The organism is Streptomyces albireticuli, assembly GCF_002192455.1.
In the GTDB taxonomy this organism is placed as follows: domain Bacteria; phylum Actinomycetota; class Actinomycetes; order Streptomycetales; family Streptomycetaceae; genus Streptomyces; species Streptomyces albireticuli_B.
Genome location: NZ_CP021744.1, coordinates 7,656,320 through 7,672,248, shown reverse-complemented (window position 1 = coordinate 7,672,248; position 15,929 = coordinate 7,656,320). Strand labels below are relative to the sequence as shown.

The window sequence follows — 15,929 nt, the reverse complement described above, 5'->3', positions numbered from 1 at the left end:
GGGCGGATGCGTCCGGGGACCCGTTCGAAACCAGGGCGAGTGCCGTACTGGGGACGAGTATCACAGCGAGCGCCGGGGCCGTACAGGGACACAATCAGACAACCGGCATGACGGCATCCGTCGTGGTGCGTCCGGATCCGGTCAGACGGTGTGACGCGCGGTGAAGTCCGCGGCGTCGAGGACGCCGCCCAGTGACGGCGCCAGGCCCGCCCGGGCCGCCTCGGCGAAGGCCGCGGGCCCCCGGGCCGCCATACCCGCGGGCAGGACCCCCTCCAGCGGCGCCCCGGCGACCACCGGGAGGTCGCTCAGGTTGCACCGCATGGCCAGGTCCGGCGACTTCGGCCAGCTGCCGACGACCACGCCCGCGCAGTGCCCGCCGCGGTGCCGCAGGACCTCCGTGGTGAGGGCGGTCGCGTTGAGGGTGCCCAGCCCGGGAGCGGCGACGACCAGGACCGGCGCCCGGAGCAGGACCGCCAGGTCGGCCAGGGTCCAGCCGCGTTCGTCGAAGCGGGCGAGCAGGCCGCCCGCGCCCTCGCAGAGCACCAGGTCGTGCGTCTCCTGAAGGGCGTTCAGCGTGTCCGCCGCGCGTTCCAGGCCGACCGGTGGCATCCCGGCGCGCCGCGCGGCGGTGGCGGGGGCCAAGGGGTCGGGGTAGCGGGCGAGTTCGCGGGTGGTGACGGGGCCCGCGAGCCGGGTGACGTCCGCGAGGTCGCCGTCCCGGCCCGGCGGGAGCCCGGTCTGCACGGGCTTGACGACGGCCACCCGGCGCCCGGCGGCGAGGGCGAGCGCCGCCACCGCGGCCGTGGTGACGGTCTTGCCCACCTCGGTTCCCGTACCGCTGACCATCAGGAGCGCCACGTCACACCTCTCCACCGCTCGTCACGACCGTCACACCTGTCAACGGCACGCCTCCGCCGCCGGGCCGGCACGCCGTCACCCCGCCTCCGCCGCCGCCGTCATCGCGCGCGTCACGCGGGCGATGTCCTCCGGCGTGGAGCAGTACGGGGGCATGGCGTACACCAGGTCGCGGAAGGGGCGCAGCCACACGCCGTGCCGGGCGGCGGCCCGGGTCGCGGCGGGCACGTCCACGGGGTGGTCGAGCTGGACGACGCCGATGGCGCCGAGCACCCGTACGTCGCGTACGCCGGGGAGGTCCGCCGCGGCGGTGAGGCCGGCGCGCAGGCCGGTCTCGATCCTGCCGACGTCGCCACGCCACCCGCCGTCCTCCAGGAGGTCCAGGGAGGCGTTGGCGACGGCGCAGGCGAGCGGGTTGCCCATGAACGTGGGGCCGTGGGCCAGGACCGGTGTCTCGCCGGCGGAGATGCCGCGGGCGACCTCCGGGGTGCACAGGGTGGCGGCGAGGGAGAGGTAGCCGCCGGTGAGGGCCTTGCCCACGCACAGGACGTCCGGGGTGACGCCGGCGTGGTCGGCGGCGAGGAACTCCCCCGTCCTGCCGAAGCCGGTCGCGATCTCGTCGAGGACCAGCAGGACGCCTCGTTCCTCGGTGACGCGGCGCAGCTCCCGGACGTACCCGGGGTGGTGGAAGCGCATCCCGCCCGCGCCCTGGACCACCGGTTCGACGATGACGGCGGCCAGCCGGTCCTCGTGGCGTGCGACGAGCGCGGCCAGGCGGGCGGTGTACGCGGGGTCGACGGGGTCGTCGAAGCCGCCGGGCGGGGTGTCGGCGAAGACCTGGCGGGGCAGGATGTCGCGCCACAGGCCGTGCATGCCGCCGTCGGGGTCGCACACGGACATGGCGTGCAGGGTGTCGCCGTGGTAGCCGCCCCGCCAGGTGAGGACGCGGTGGCGTTCGGGGTGGCCGCGGGAGCGCCAGTACTGGAGGCACATCTTCAGGGCCACTTCGACCGCCACCGAGCCGGAGTCGCAGAGGAAGACGTGGTCGAGGTCCCCGGGTGCCAGGGCGGCCAGGCGGGTGGCCAGGCGCACGGCGGGCTCGTGGGTGAGGCCGCCGAACATCACGTGGCTGACGCGGTCGAGCTGGTCGCGGGCCGCGGCGTCGAGGGCGGGGTGGGCGTAGCCGTGGATGGCGGCCCACCAGGAGGCCATGCCGTCGACGAGTTCGGAGTGGCCTTCGAAGGGTGCGGCCAGGCGGAGTCGCACGCCGGAGGCGGAGGTGACCACCAGGGGGCTCCGCTCGCCGGGCATGGGGGCGTAGGGGTGCCAGACATGCCGTCGGTCGAGGGCGAGCAGCCCGGTTAACGCGTCGGGGGTCACGCTCCACGAGCATAGGAGCCCGCGCGAGGGAGCGGAACGGGGCCTTCGCCGGGGGTCGACCGTACGACCGCATGCCAAACTTCCGCACGAGGGCCGCGGCGACCGGGAAGCCGGCGAAGGCCGTCGAAGCCCGGCGGTCAGCCCGCGTGCAGAAGGATCTTCCCCGTCCGGCCGGGGGCGGCCTCGCGGCGCAGGGCCTCCCGGACGTCGAGCAGCGGCAGCACGTGCGCGACGGAGGTGGCGGCGGTGCCGTCGGCCACCAAATGCTGGGCCCGCGCGAAGGCGTCGGCGAGCGGGGCGGCCTCGGCGGTGTGCACCCAGTCGCGCAGGCGGAACAACACGATCCGGACGTCGGGGCGTTCGGCGGCGAGGGCCGCCGGGAGGGGACGGCCGGAGAGCAGTCCGTAGTGGACCAGCGTCCCGCCGGGCGCCAGGGCGCGGGCGAGGTCGCCGCCCTCGGGCCCGCCCACCGCGTCCAGGACGACGGCGGGCGGCCGGCCGCCGGCGGCCTCGCGGACGACCGCGGGGAGGGCTTCGCGGACGGCGGTGTCCGAGGTGCACAGGACGGCCGCGGTCCGCAGCCCGGCGAGTCGCTCACGGCCGCGGGGGTGGCGGACCACGGCCACGGGTTCGACGCCCTCCCGGTTCAGCATGCGGATCGTCATGCGGCCGATGGCGGAGGCCGCGGCGTTGACGACGACGCCCGGTGCCTCCGTGACGCGCGGGGCGTCGGCGGCCCCGGCAGCTCCCCCGCCCCCGGCGGGGATCACGTACTGCCGCAGCATCAACAGCGCGGTGAGCGGGTTGATGTACGAGGTCGCCGCCTGCTCGTCGGTCAGGAGCGGCAGCACCGGCAGGCACCAGCGGGCCTCGGCCACCTTCACCTGCTGCCAGGCGCCCGCGCTGCCGAGCGGCAGCACCCGCTGACCGGCGGCGAGCTCCCGCACCCCGGGGCCGGTGGCCTCGACCACTCCCACGCCCTCGAAGCCGGGCACGAAGGGCAGGGCGGTGCGGGAGGCGTACGCCCCCGAGATCGTCACGAGGTCCGAGGGGTTGACGCTCGCCAGGAGCATCCGCACGGAGACCTCCCCGGGGCCCGGCCGCGGCGGGTCGTACGTCTCGGTGGCGACCACGTCCGCGGCCGGGCCGAAGGTCCTGACGACGCATCTGAGCACGGGAGTTCCCCCCATGGTGGTGACGTTCCGGCGGCGGGCTGTGTACGGTGGCAGCGCGAGTGCACACCCCTTTGGGAAGCCGGTCTGGAAGCCAGTCGGAAGGAGACGGTCCGTGCGTGTGCGTGTGCCGTTCTCCGACGTGGACATGCACGGCCACGTGCACAACGGAGTCTACTTCTCCTACGTGGAGACGGCCCTCAACACCTTCCTGCGCGAAGCCGGGTTGTCCGGATCGTTCGACCCCCGGCACAACGACGTCGTCTACCACGTACGCAGGACCGAGTTCGTCTACCACTCCCCGGCCGGGTTCGAGGACCTGCTGGACATCACGCCGCAGGTGAGCCGTGTGGGCACCAAGAGCCTGACGTTCGCGGCCGCGGTCACCCGCGCGGAGGACGGCCGGCCGGTCGCGGACGCCGAGGTGGTCTGGGTGTGCGTGGACCGCCGCACCGGGCGGACCGCTCCGGTCCCCGGCCCGACCCGGACCGCCCTCGCCGCGGCGGCCGAGGGCGGGAGCCCCGCCCCGGAGGACGGGTGACGTGCGCATCGCCCTGGAGTCCGTCACCGTCCGCTTCGGTTCCCGCACCGTGCTCCACGACGTCCGCCTGGAGCTGTCCGAGTCCCGCATCGGTGTGATCGGGGCCAACGGCTCCGGCAAGAGCACCCTGGCCCGGCTGCTCAACGGCCTGGTCCTGCCCAGCGAGGGGACCGTCCGCGTGGACGGCCTGGACACCTCCGAGGACGCCCGGGCCATCCGCAAGCGCGTCGGCTTCGTCTTCCAGAACCCCGACAACCAGATCGTGCTGCCCATCGTCCGCGAGGACCTGGCGTTCGGTCTGAAGAACACCGGGGTGCCCCGCCGGGAGATACCCGGGCGCGTGGAGCGGCAGCTGGAGCACTTCGGCATCGCCCACCTCGCCGACCGCCCGAGCCACGCGCTCAGCGGCGGCGAGAAGCAGCTCGTGGCGCTGGCCGCCGTGCTGGTGATGCGGCCGGACCTCGTCGTCCTCGACGAGCCCACCACCCTGCTCGACCTGCGCAACCGCAATGTCATCCGCGCCGCCGTCGCCGCCCTGCCGCAGCAGGCCGTCGTCCTCACCCACGACCTGGACCTGCTGACCGGCTTCGACCGCGTGCTCGTCCTGGACGGGGGCCGTGTCGTCCACGACGGCAAACCGCGGACGGCCGTGCCGTGGTACGTGGAGCACTGCTCATGACGCCGCGGCTCTCCCTCTACGTGCCCGGTGACACGCTCCTGCACCGCGCCCCGGCCTCCTGGAAGATGGCGGCCCTGCTGCTCGCGGGCATCGGCATGTTCCTCGTCACCTCCCCCGCCGTGCTCGGCCCCTGCGCCGGCGTCGCCGCGGTGGCCCTGCTGTCGGTCCGGACGCCGCCCCGGCAGCTGGCGCGCCATCTGACCGGCCCGTTCGTGGTCCTGGCGCTCGTGGCGGTCGCGGCCGTCCTCTTCCAGTCGGCGGCCACCGCCGTCACCGTGGGCCTGCGGCTGTCCGCCCTGCTGCTGGCCGCGCTGGCCGTCACGCTCACCACCCGTACCTCGGAGATCCTCGACGTCCTGGAGCGCGTGCTCCGCCCGTTGGAGCGCACCCGGCTGGTGAACGCGGCGGCCGTCGGGCTCGCGGTCTCGCTGGCGCTGCGGTTCATCCCCGAGGCGTTCCACCGCTTCCACGAGATCCGGGAGGCCCAGGCCGCGCGGGGCCTGTCGGGGAGTCCGGTCGCGCTGCTGGTCCCGCTGGCCGTGCGGATGCTGAAGTCCGCCGAGGACATCGCGGCGGCGGTGGACGCCCGTTGCTACCCGCCGCCGGCCGCCTCGCGGCACGCGGACGCCGCGCCGCCGCCGGCCCGCTCCCCCGCCCCCGCCGGCCGTACGGACGAAGAGGCCACCGGATGATGAACGCGCACACCGCCCGGGGCAGGACGGCCCGTCGGCGCATGGAGACCAAGGACGTCGTCCTGATCGCGCTGTTCAGCGCGATCATCGTGGTGCTGGGCCTGGTCCCGCCCGTCGACCTGGGCGTCGCCGGTGTCCCGATCACCCTCCAGACCCTCGGGGTGATGCTCGCGGGTGCCGTGCTGGGCCCGGTCAGGGGCGCGCTCGCGTGCGCGCTGGTGGTGCTGCTGACGATCGCGGGGCTGCCCGTGCTGGCCGGGGGCAGGGGTGGCTTCGGGGTGATCCCCGGCCCCACGGGCGGCTATCTGCTCGGCTGGATCCCCGGCGCGTTCGTCACCGGACTGCTGGTCACCGTCCTCGCCACGCGGCCGCGTTCCCGCCTCGCCCGGCAGGCGGCGACGGTGGTCGCCTGCCTCGTCGGCGGGATCCTCGTCGTCTACGCCCTGGGCGTGCCCTGGACGTCCGTCTCGACCGGCCTGAGCCTGCGGCAGTCCACCGTCACCGCCCTGTACTTCCTGCCGGGCGACGCGTTCAAGGCCGTGGTGGCGGGGCTCGTCGCCCACAACGTACGGCAGGCGTACCCGATCGAACGGAGGTGAGCGGGACATGCCGGTGGCCCACCGGGTCGCCCGCGCGGCGGCCGGACCGGACGCGGACCTCCCCGCGTTCGTCATGGACCACGACGCCCTCACGCACCGGGAACTGGCCGGACGGGCCGCGGCGGTCGCGGCCGGGCTCCGCGCCGCCGTCCCGGCCCGCCGCCGGGACCGGCTCGCCGGCGGAGCCCGGCTGCTGGCCGTCGCCACCGGGAACGACCCGTGCTTCGCGGAGCTCCTCACCGGCGCGACCGCGGGCGACGGGGCCTGCGCGGTCCTCGACCCGCTGTGGGGGCCACGGCAGGCGGAGGCCGTGCTCGACCGGCTCCGGCCCGATCTGCTGGTCGTGCCCGGCGACCGGGAGGACCTGCGCGGCACCGCCGAGGCGCTCGGCATCCCCGTGCTGGCCACCGGCGGCCGTCCGGACGGGTACGAGGCCTGGCGCGAGGCGCACGCCCCCGCCGATCCGGCCCGCTTCCTGACGGCCGGGCGGGAGGCGTCGACGTTCCTGGTCGGCTTCACCTCCGGCACCACGGGAGTGCCCAAGGCCTTCCGCCGTACGCGCGGTTCGTGGCGCGCCAGCCTGTCCCTGGGCCGCTCGGTGCCCGGCATGGGTGCCGACCGGCCCACGCTCGCCCCCGGCCCGCTGGCCCACGGCCTGAGCCTGTACGCGCTGGCCGAGTGCCTGTCGGCCGGAGCGGCCTTCCACGGCCTGCGGGCCTTCGGCGCCGCCGCGTTCACGGAGCGCCTGGCGGCCGGTGGCGTCCGCCGTCTGGTCGTCGCCCCGACCATGCTGACCGCCCTGTGCGCGGCCGCCGGCGGCCGCGCCTTCCCCGGCGTGGACACCGTGGTCACCGGCGCCGCCAAGCTGCCGCCGGGCCTGCTGCCCGACCTCGCGAAGGTCCTGCCCGGCGCACGGGTCACCGAGTACTACGGGGCCTCCGAGCTCGGCTTCATCACCGTCCGCGAACTGGGCCCCGTAGGGGACGCGGTCCAGGACACCGGCCCGGACGCGTCCGCCGGGCCGCCGGGCGGCCTCGACGTGGGCGTCCCCTTCCCGGGGGTGGAGCTCCAGGTGCGCGACAGCCGGAACGGCACCGTCCTGCCGCCGGGCCGCACGGGAACGGTCCACGTCCGCACGCCGCTGCGCTGCGACGGGTATCTGTGGGACGACGGTGACGGGTACCGCGTGGACGGGGCCTGGGCCACCGTCGGCGACATGGGGCGGCTCGGGGCCGACGGCCGCCTCCACCTCGTCGGCCGCGGCGAGATGGTGATCAGCGGCGGGCTCAACATCTACCCGGCGGAGGTCGAACAGGCCCTGACCGCACTGCCGCAGATCGAGCAGGCGGTGGTCACCGGGGTGCCGGACGGCTACCTCGGCCGCGTCCTGGTGGCCGTGGTGACGGGCCCCGGCGCGGCCGGGCTCACCCAGGCGCGGCTGCTCGAACTGTGCCGCCCCTCGCTGGCCCGCTACAAGGTGCCGCGGCGCGTCTACACGCTCGGCCGGTGGCCGCTGACCTCCAGCGGCAAGATCGCGCGCGGAGTGGTCGAGCGGTGGATCGCCGAGGGCGACGACCGGCTCGTGCCCCTGCCGTCCGGGGGCGACCGTGGAACGGGCTGAGCACCGGCCCGCTCCTCCCCCGCTGCCCGACGAGCGGCGGCCCGTGGTCGTCGCCGCCCGCCGTACCGCCGTCGGGCGGGCGGGCGGCGCGCTGGCCCCGGTCGGGCTCTCCGGGCTCCTGGCCACCGTGATCCGGGGTGTCCTGGCGGACGCGCGCGCCGACCCGGAGCGGGTGGACGACGTCGTGGTCGGCAACGCGGCCGGTGGCGGCGGCAATCCGGCCCGGCTGGCCGCGCTGGAGGCCGGTCTGCCGGTCGGCGTGCCGGGGGTGACCGTGGACCGGCAGTGCGGTTCGGGTCTGGAGGCGATCGTCCTGGCCTGCCGGCTGGTCGCGTCGGGGGCGGGCGAGCTGTATCTGGCGGGCGGGGGCGAGAGCGTCAGCACCGCGCCCTGGCGGGTGCGCCCGCCCACGCGCCCCGGCGCGCTGCCGGAGTTCTACGCCCGCGCCCGCTTCGCACCGGATTCCGTCGGCGACCCCGACATGGGTGTCGCCGCGGAGAACGTGGCCGCCGCGTTCGGCGTCACCCGGCGGCGGCAGGACGAGTTCGCGCTGCGCAGTCACCGCCGCGCGGTGGCCGCGCGGCGGGAGGGCCGGTTCTCCGGGGAGATCGTTCCGGTGGTCACGGCGGCCGGTGCGGTCGCCGAGGACGAGTGCCCGCGCCCGGGCACGTCGTTGGCCGCGCTGTCGGCGCTCCCCGCGGCCTTCGCGCCGGAGGGCACGGTCACCGCGGGGAACTCCTGCCCCCTCAACGACGGCGCGTCGATGGCCGTCGTCACCAGCGTGGCCACCGCCCGGCGGCTCGGCCACGTCCGGGGCCTGGGGTTCGTCGACGCGGCCGCCGCGGGCGTGGACCCGAACCTGCTCGGGATCGGCCCGGTCGCCGCCACCCGCAGGCTCCAGGCCCGCGACCCGGGCCTGGATCCGGGCGCGGTGGACCGCGTCGAGTTCAACGAGGCGTTCGCCTCACAGGTCCTGGCGTCGCTCGACGCGCTGGGGATCGATCCGGAGGGGGTCAACCGGGACGGGGGCGCGCTCGCGCTCGGGCATCCGTACGGTGCCTCCGGGGCGATCCTGGTGACGCGGCTGTTCTCCCAGCTGGTCCGGGACCCCGGTCCCGGGCTGCCGGCTTCGGGGGCGCGCGGACTGGCCATGCTGGGGATCGCGGGCGGGCTGGGGATCACGGCGCTGTTCGAGTCCTGGGCGTGGTGAGGGGCGGCTCGCCCGTCGCCGGGCGGCGCCCTCACGCGTGGTGCGCGCGGCGGCGGAGCACGGTCAGCGCGGCCAGGCAGAGGACGGCGACGACCGCGGTGAACAGCTGGACGGCGTGCAGGAGGCCGGTCCGCTGGGCCAGGAGACCGCAGCCGATGACCGGGACGGCGACGCCGAAATAGCCGACGACGTAGAAGCTGGAGAGGACGTCGGCGGAACGGTGCGGCGGCGCGGCGCGGTTCACCTCCGTGATGCTGCCGAGGTACAGCCTGCCCTGGCCGATCCCGCCCAGCACGGTGGCGGCGCCGAGCAGCGGCAGCGAGGAGACGGCGCCGGCCGCGGCGAGCAGCACGGAGCCCGTGGCGAGCAGCGCCAGTCCGGTGATCTGGAGGACGCGCGTGCTCTTGCCGTAGGCGAGGAGCTGGGCGCCGCACGCGCAGCACAGCATCAGGGCGACGGCGCCGCCGGAGAGGGCGAGGTTGTCGCTGCCGGACAGTCCGGTGACGTAGGCGGGCACCAGGGTGAGGAACAGGCCGACGACGGTGAAGCCCAGGAAGCTGACCGCCGCGCTGGTGCCGAAGGTCCCGCGCATGGCCGGCGGGATCGACGGGCGGCGCGGTCGCCACGCGGCGCCGGGGCGGCCGACCGGCAGGAGGGCCACGGCGACGAGCGCCGGGACCAGCAGGACGATCTCGACGACGAACGGCAGCCGGTACGGCGCCGGCCCGTACTGCGCCAGGACCCCGGCGAGCAGCGGGCCCGCGCCCAGGCCGCCCGCGGACGCGAGGGTGGCGGCGAGTGCGGCGCGCCGGCGGTCACCGGAGGGCTCCGCCTCGTTCAGGGCCGCGGTGAGGGGGCCGGAGGCGGCCCCGACGGCGACGCCCTGGAGCAGGCGGGCGCCGAAGAGCCAGGTGAGGTCGGTGGCCAGCGCGAAGACCATGGAGCCCAGGGCGGCGACGGCCACGGCGGGCACCAGGACCCGGCGTCGTCCGACGGCGTCGGAGAGCGGCCCGAAGAACAGCAGGGACGGGACGAGGACGGCCACGTAGACGGCGAAGAGGAGCGTCACCGTCAGCGAGGAGAAGCCGAACCGCTGCTGGAGACCGTGGTAGAGGGGTGTGGGGAGATTGGTGCCCGCGATGAGGAACAGCAGGGCGTAGAAGGCGCCCCAGAACCTCAGCCGGCTCCCGGTAGCCGGACCCGGTGCCGTGGGCGGAGGCGCGACGTGCCTGATCCTCATCCCGTCTCCTCCTCGCCCCTCCTCGTCGCCGCGGAGAGCCGGCGGCCCGGGAGGACGAGGCCCCGAGGGCCAAGGGGCGGGCCGGTCTCCGCTTCCTGCTCCGGTGGACGCCCCGGGGGCCGCCGACCGTTGCCCGACGAGTGCCGTTGTGCGAGAAACGTCCCTCGAACGGCCGAATCCCCAGCACCTGACGTACCCTCACCCAGGCTAGCCACAGGGGCCCGACCACGCCCGGCGGGACCCACGGGTTTCGGCCGCCGCCCCCGATCCCCCGGGAGCGGCGGCCGCGCGCCGCGTCCCCCCGCGCGTCAGGAACCGGCGGAGGACACCGTCATGAAGGCCTGGAGCGGCTGCGGCCGCATCCCGTAGCGGACCTTGAAGTCGCCGTTGCGCCGGCCGCCTTCCAGGGTGGGCACGCCGGCCCGCAGGCCGAGCTTGATGATGGCGGACATCAGCACGTAGTAGGAGCTGAACGGGCGCCCGCTCGCCACGTCGGCGTTGCGGTCGTAACCGCCCGCCCAGGCGTGGATCTTCCTCGGCTCCAGGAAGACCACCGCCTTGGCGATGACCTCGCCGTCCATCGTCACCTCGAGGATGCGGGCGCCCTTGCGGGTGTAGCGCAGGAAGGCGGCGATGCGTTCCTTGCTGTAGTAGCCGGCCGAACCGACGTTGGCCATCAGCACCTCGAAGATCTGGAGGCTCTCCGGGTCCTCGTCCCCGTCCGGAACCCGTTCGGTGATCTTCACGCCGCAGTCGTCGGCGCGGCGCAGCTGACGGGCGTACTCGCGGCGGGCGTTGTAGCGCAGCGAGGAGAGGTAGCCCTCCCAGCTGCCCAGGGCGGCCAGGTCGACGGTGTAGCGCGTGTCCAGGTCGATGCCGGTCAGACCGGCTCCCTCCAGCGCGAGCGCGGTGGGCGAGCCGGTGGCGACGTTGATGAAGCCGCAGCGCTCCAGGCCCGCGTCGGCGGCGATCTCCCGCATGCGGGTGACGATCGCGCCGGCGACCCGCGGATCGGTGCGGGTACTGGCCAGTTGGGTGTCGCTGCAATGCCAGACGTGGCTGAGCAGCGCCTTCTCGTCGGGGGCCATGTCCAGGGCGCGCAGCGGGTCGCCCTGGACGTAGCAGGGCGTCAGGGCGATGACGCGGTCGTCCTCGTCGAGCACCTCGATGTAGTACACCGCGTGCACCGGCTGGATGGGCTCCCGCTCGTAGGCGCGCAGGAACTCGTGGCCGTAGTAGAACTCGGAGGCGCCCGCGGCGGCGGCGAGTTCGCCGGTCTCAGGGGCGAGGTCCTCGACGGTGCGGACGACGCGCGTGCGATAGGTCTCGGTCTCAGTACGTCGCAAAGTACTCACGGTGCTCCCATTCCGATACGTGTGCCTCGTCTCCCTGCGCGGTGCCAGCCTGCCACGCCGTGTACCGCCGCAGCTCGCTGGTCTTCAGCCGGAGCAGACAGTCCACCAGGGGCGCGCCGAGCACTCCCCGGTAGAAGTCGCTGGCGGCGAGGGCGTCGCGGGCCTCGCGGAGGCTGCTCGGCAGTGCGGGCAGCGCGCTGTCGTACGGGTCGGCGGCCGGCTCTCCCGGGGCGAGCGCGCGCCCCACTCCGTCCAGTCCCGCGGCGAGTTGACCCGCCAGGTACAGATAGGGGTTGGCGCAGGGTTCGCCCATGCGGTTCTCGATGTGCGTCGCCGGATCGCCGTGGGCGCCGAGCACCCGCAGGAACGCGCCCCGGCTCTCGACGGACCAGGCGCGGCGGCTGGGCGCCAGTGAGAAGCAGCCGTTCATCCGGCGGTAGCCGTTGACGGTCGGTACGCACAGCAGGGCCGCGTCGGCCGCGTGGTCGAGCAGTCCGGCCAGGAAGCGCCGGCCGGTCTCCGAAAGGACGTCGGCTCCGTCGGGTGAGGTGAACAGGTTCTCGCCGGTGCCGGCGCGTGCCAGGGACTGGTGCAGGTGCCAGCCGCTGGCGTCGAAGCCGGGGATGCCGGGGAGCGCCATGAACGAGGCGTGGTGGCCCAGCCGGGCGCAGATCTGCTTGGTCGCGGTGCGGAACAGCAGCATGGAGTCCGCCGCGTCCAGCGCGCTCTGCGGGGCGAAGGTGAACTCCAGCTGGCCGGGCCCGGATTCGTGCTCGACGGATCGCAGCGGCAGGCCCAGGCCGGTCAGGGACCGGGTGAGCGGCGCGAGGACCGGTTCCAGGGCGTCGACGAGGCCGTCCAGGTTGAACTGGTAGCCGCCGTTCACGGGTTCGACGGCGGGCGGGTGGCCCTGGACGCCGAACCCGCCCGGGCGGCCGGAGAAGTGCTCGCCGGTGAGCCGCGTGAGGTACCACTCGACCTCCAGCCCGACGACGTAGTCCTGGCCCCGGTCGCGCAGTCCGGCGCAGAGCCGGCGCAGCACGGCGCGGCCGGAGAGCGGGTGCGGGGCGCCGGAGCGCAGGTACTCGTCGCCGATCACCCAGCCGGTGCGCGGGCCGGTGTACGGCAGCCGCCGGAAGGTCAGCGGGTCGGGCACCAGGACGAAGTCGCCCGCGCCCAGCAGCTCGTCGACGCCGATGCCGCCGCCGGCGACGGTGAAGTCGACGGCGGTGGCGTGCCCGGTGTCGAAGACGAAGGGGCCGGGGCTGTGGTCCATGCCGTTGCGCAGGACGGTGCGGAAGGCTTCGGCGGTCAGCGTCTTGGAGCGCGCCAGGCCGTGCGGGTCCGCGAACACGAGCCGTACGAAGTCCAGGGATTCCAGGGCCGCCTCCAGTTCGGCGGCCGCTTCCTCGTGCCGGTCGTCCCAGAGGCCGTGGCGCGCGATGAAGTCCCGGCTTCCGGTGCTCATGTGCGCGTAGTCGCGAGGGGCCGCCGGGTGGGGGGTGTCGGTCACGTCAGGTGCCGGTCCTTTCAGGGTGTGCGTGGGCGTCGCGCCGGGGGTTCGCGGCCTCGACCTCCCGTGCGACGCGCAGGACGAGCGCGTCGTGGTGACGGGCGGCGGCGAGCTGGAGGCCCACGGGCAGTCCGCCGGGGCCGGAGCCGGCCGGTACGGAGACGGCCGGCAGGCCCGCCATGTTGAAGGGGAAGGCGGCGGGCGCCCAGGACAGCCACGCCAGCGGGTCGTCGTAGGCGGGCGCGTCGGGGTGCCAGGCGTCCACGGCGAACGGCCGTACCGGCACGGTGGGCATGGCCAGTACGTCGAACCGTGCCAGGCAGGCCAGCAGTTCGCGGGTCAGCTCGGCGCGCTCCGCCTCCGCGCGGACGAGCTGGACCGCGGTCAGCGTCCTGCCGTGCCGGACCACCGGCAGGCGGGCGGGGTCGGCCCAGGCCTCGTCCGCCTCGGGGGTGCCGGCCGCCTCGGCGGCGGCGAGCAGGGTGACCAGCGCCGGGTAGGCGTCGTCGAACGGCGGCGGTATCTCCTCCACGTGGTGCCCGGCGGCGGCGAGCCGTTCGACCGCCGCCCGCTGGGGGTCCGCCGGGACGCCCGCGGCCGGGGGCCGGAGCCCTTCGATCCAGGCGATGCGCAGCGGTCCGTCCGGGGCGGGCGGCGCGTCGTGCGGCGGGAGGAGGGAGTCGGGGTCGCGCGCGTCCGGCCCGGTCATCACGCGGACGAGCAGTTCGGCGTCGGCGACCGTGCGGGTGAGCGGGCCGAGGTGCGCCAGCCGGTCCGGGCAGTAGGGCACGTACGGGACGCGGCCGTGGGTGGGTTTGAGGCCGACGAGGCCGCAGAAGGCCGCGGGGATGCGGATCGATCCGGCGCCGTCGGTGCCGGTGGCCGCGACGCCCAGGCCCGCGGCGACGGCGGCGGCCGCGCCGCCGCTGGATCCCCCGGCGCTGAGCGAGGGGTTCCACGGGTTGGCGGCGGGCGGACCGACGCGGTTGACGGTGCCGGCGCTCCAGCCTCCTTCCGAGGTGGTGGTCTTGCCCAGGACGACCGCCCCGGCGCGGCGCAGCCGGGCGACGGCGGGCGCGTCCCGGCCGGGCACCGCGTCGCGCAGTGCCAGGGAACCGCGCGTGGTGCGGATGCCTTCGGTCGCGGTCAGGTCCTTCACGCTCAGCGGTACGCCCAGGAGCGGCTGCCCTTCCCAGGCGGCCTCGCCGAGGGCGAGGAGACGCTGCTCGGCGCGCGCGGCGTCGGCCAGGGCCCGGTCGGCGGCCACGGTGACGAAGGCGTTCAGGAGGGGGTCGAGATCGGCGATCAGGCCCAGGGTGGCCTCGGTGAACTCGACCGGGGACAGCTGCCGGGCCGCGTACAGGCGACGCAGGCCCGCGGTGTCGAGGTGGCGGAGGGCGTCATCCATAGAAGGCGCGGAACCATTCGTTGCCGAAGTCGCGGACGGCCGGGCGGTGCCGGCTCATCGCCTGGTGCAGTGCGGCGAGGACGCCTCCGCAGGCGACGGCCGCCCGTAGGTCCTCCGTCGTGTACGGCTCGCCGGTGGCGCGCATGAGCCGCAGGTCGTAGAGGCCGGGCAGACGGCGGCCGGCGTGGTCGATGCCGAGCGGGACGCGGATGGCGAAGCGCACGCTGAAGGTGACGTGTCCGGTGTGGTGCTGGTCGGAGTGGTGCGTGACGTCCGGCATGGCCGGGGCGAAGAACCAGTCGTCGCGCCCGGGGACGCGGTCGGTGATGCCGAGGGTGTGGGGCAGGTAGTGCCAGGTGTTGAAGCGCATGCGGGCGCTGTAGGCGCTCAGGGTCTTCACCAGGGTGGCGCGGTCCTCGCCGAAGGACTGGGTGAAGGCGGCGCTGGGGGCGACACAGCAGAAGAAGTCGCTGGTCCTGAGCGCCAGCGGATCGTCCGGGCCGCTGCTGCCGGGGTCCAGGGGGGCGAAGGAGCGCGGGCCCCGGCCCATCGCGACGTCGGACGCGGTCGCCTCGGCGAGGGTCGTCATGAAGCGGGTGAGCAGGGCCTCGTAGGCGCTGCTGAAGCCGCGGGGGGCGGGGGCGGCGTGGAGCGCCTCGCCGAACGCCTCGAAGGCGGGCGCGGTCTCCTCGACGGTCGTGGTGTCCGTCGCGATGCCCGCCTCCCGTTCCAGGAGGGCGCGCAGCGGGAGGGGGACGTCGGGGTAGCCCGCGGCCGGCCGCAGCAGGTGTTCGGTCTTGTTGAGGTTCGCCCCGTGGATGAGCCGGTAGAAGACCGTCCCGTTCCTCAGGTGGTCCTGCCGCAGGGCGGCGCAGCGCTCGGCGAGGGAGGTGAGCCGGGCGACGGTGGAGGTCTCCCCGGCGTCGGGGGGCTCGCCGCCGTATCCGCGGATCCGCTCGGTCATGAATGCCGCGACGGCGGCGGACGTGAGGTGGGTGCCGTTGGCCTCTTCGAGCCGGGCCTGGGTGCCGCTGCTCAGCAGGAAGGCCGAGAGGGCGACGAAGGCGGCTTCCTCGTCCGGCCATTCCGCGACCGGGGTGGCCTGGAGTCCGGCGATGATATTCCCGGCCGCCGTGCGGGACATGGATTTTCCAGGGAGATTACCAGTCTTCCCTAGATTGGAAAAGAACTTGTCGCCGACATAGAGCTGGACGGGCGCCATGTGGAGTAACGTGTGGCCGATGCGCTCCAGGTCGTCCTGGATCTCGTCCCGGGGGCGGCTCATCAGATACTTATGGAGTTCGGCGCGGTCCGCCTCTTCCGCCGCCTGCCTTTCCCGATATCGGCGGCGTAACTCCGTGCGCGTCGGCTCGTCGGTCACGAGTGATCCCACGATATGAGAGCCGGCCGGGAAATCGGACGCATTCCATAGGAAGCGCAGTCGGCCGGTCTGCTCGACGATCAGCAGGTCGGAGCCTTCGGATACCGGGCCCAGGCGTAATGCCCGCGCGGATATCTCCCGGACGAGAAGGCGGTCGGCGCCGGTGAGGGCCGCTCGGCCGACTTCTTCGGGGAGGCGCCCGTCGAGGGTGAGGACGGTGCGCACGGCCTTCCTCGCGCTTCGGTGCCGCCGGGCGTTTCCGGCTGTCGACTCGAGCAGATGA

14 protein-coding genes are annotated in these 15,929 nt (G+C 74.9%); 6 read left to right on the top strand and 8 right to left on the bottom strand.

Translation table 11 applies throughout. From position 1 onward, the window contains the following. Nucleotides 1-141 precede the first annotated feature (141 nt). The 3 genes from bioD to SMD11_RS32615 form a co-directional block, all read right to left on the bottom strand. On the bottom strand, nucleotides 142-858 hold the full coding sequence (gene bioD, locus SMD11_RS32625) for a dethiobiotin synthase (protein ID WP_087929861.1): 717 nt from the start codon (nucleotides 856-858) through the stop codon (nucleotides 142-144). Between the two features lie 75 nt (nucleotides 859-933). Beyond that, nucleotides 934-2,235 (bottom strand): adenosylmethionine--8-amino-7-oxononanoate transaminase, encoded by a 1,302-nt coding sequence (locus SMD11_RS32620; RefSeq protein WP_267896879.1) that lies wholly within the window; start codon nucleotides 2,233-2,235, stop codon nucleotides 934-936. Between the two features lie 137 nt (nucleotides 2,236-2,372). Then, nucleotides 2,373-3,425 (bottom strand): zinc-dependent alcohol dehydrogenase family protein, encoded by a 1,053-nt coding sequence (locus SMD11_RS32615; protein ID WP_087929860.1) that lies wholly within the window; start codon nucleotides 3,423-3,425, stop codon nucleotides 2,373-2,375. 97 nt (nucleotides 3,426-3,522) lie between these two features. Between SMD11_RS32615 and SMD11_RS32610 the strand changes: the two genes are divergently transcribed. From SMD11_RS32610 to SMD11_RS32585, 6 genes are read left to right on the top strand one after another with little or no spacing between them, the layout of a single operon-like run. Further along, nucleotides 3,523-3,948 (top strand): acyl-CoA thioesterase, encoded by a 426-nt coding sequence (locus SMD11_RS32610; RefSeq protein WP_234366281.1) that lies wholly within the window; start codon nucleotides 3,523-3,525, stop codon nucleotides 3,946-3,948. A 1-nt stretch (nucleotide 3,949) separates the two neighbouring features. Next, complete coding sequence (locus SMD11_RS32605; protein WP_087929859.1) at nucleotides 3,950-4,627, top strand: energy-coupling factor ABC transporter ATP-binding protein; 678 nt, start codon at nucleotides 3,950-3,952, stop codon at nucleotides 4,625-4,627. After that, nucleotides 4,624-5,319 (top strand): energy-coupling factor transporter transmembrane component T family protein, encoded by a 696-nt coding sequence (locus tag SMD11_RS32600; protein WP_087929858.1) that lies wholly within the window; start codon nucleotides 4,624-4,626, stop codon nucleotides 5,317-5,319. Before SMD11_RS32605 ends, SMD11_RS32600 begins: the two co-directional genes overlap by 4 nt. Beyond that, nucleotides 5,316-5,918: a biotin transporter BioY gene (locus tag SMD11_RS32595; protein ID WP_234366280.1), complete on the top strand. Its 603-nt coding sequence runs from the start codon at nucleotides 5,316-5,318 to the stop codon at nucleotides 5,916-5,918. Before SMD11_RS32600 ends, SMD11_RS32595 begins: the two co-directional genes overlap by 4 nt. 7 nt (nucleotides 5,919-5,925) lie before the next feature. After that, the gene (locus tag SMD11_RS32590) at nucleotides 5,926-7,539 is read left to right on the top strand and encodes an AMP-binding protein (RefSeq protein WP_087929857.1); all 1,614 of its coding nucleotides are present in this window, start codon (nucleotides 5,926-5,928) and stop codon (nucleotides 7,537-7,539) included. Beyond that, the gene (locus tag SMD11_RS32585; RefSeq protein WP_087929856.1) at nucleotides 7,526-8,749 is read left to right on the top strand and encodes a thiolase family protein; all 1,224 of its coding nucleotides are present in this window, start codon (nucleotides 7,526-7,528) and stop codon (nucleotides 8,747-8,749) included. The genes SMD11_RS32590 and SMD11_RS32585 overlap by 14 nt, the downstream gene beginning before the upstream one ends. Nucleotides 8,750-8,780: 31 nt before the next feature. On the opposite strand, the gene SMD11_RS32580 is transcribed toward SMD11_RS32585, so the two are convergent. From SMD11_RS32580 to SMD11_RS32560, 5 genes are all read right to left on the bottom strand, one after another. After that, nucleotides 8,781-9,989, bottom strand: coding sequence for an MFS transporter (locus SMD11_RS32580; protein WP_087929855.1), 1,209 nt, complete (start codon nucleotides 9,987-9,989; stop codon nucleotides 8,781-8,783). Nucleotides 9,990-10,297: 308 nt separating this feature from the next. After that, a complete protein-coding gene (locus SMD11_RS32575; RefSeq protein ID WP_087929854.1) occupies nucleotides 10,298-11,335 on the bottom strand; it encodes a GNAT family N-acetyltransferase in 1,038 nt (345 codons plus the stop codon). Next, on the bottom strand, nucleotides 11,322-12,857 hold the full coding sequence (locus SMD11_RS32570; RefSeq protein ID WP_234366279.1) for a glutamine synthetase family protein: 1,536 nt from the start codon (nucleotides 12,855-12,857) through the stop codon (nucleotides 11,322-11,324). The genes SMD11_RS32575 and SMD11_RS32570 overlap by 14 nt, the downstream gene beginning before the upstream one ends. A 1-nt stretch (nucleotide 12,858) precedes the next feature. Continuing rightward, nucleotides 12,859-14,265, bottom strand: coding sequence for an amidase (locus SMD11_RS32565; protein WP_087929853.1), 1,407 nt, complete (start codon nucleotides 14,263-14,265; stop codon nucleotides 12,859-12,861). Then, entirely contained in the window at nucleotides 14,258-15,871 is a 1,614-nt protein-coding gene (locus SMD11_RS32560; RefSeq protein WP_159395429.1) for a hypothetical protein, read from the bottom strand. The genes SMD11_RS32565 and SMD11_RS32560 overlap by 8 nt, the downstream gene beginning before the upstream one ends. Nucleotides 15,872-15,929 lie beyond the last annotated feature (58 nt).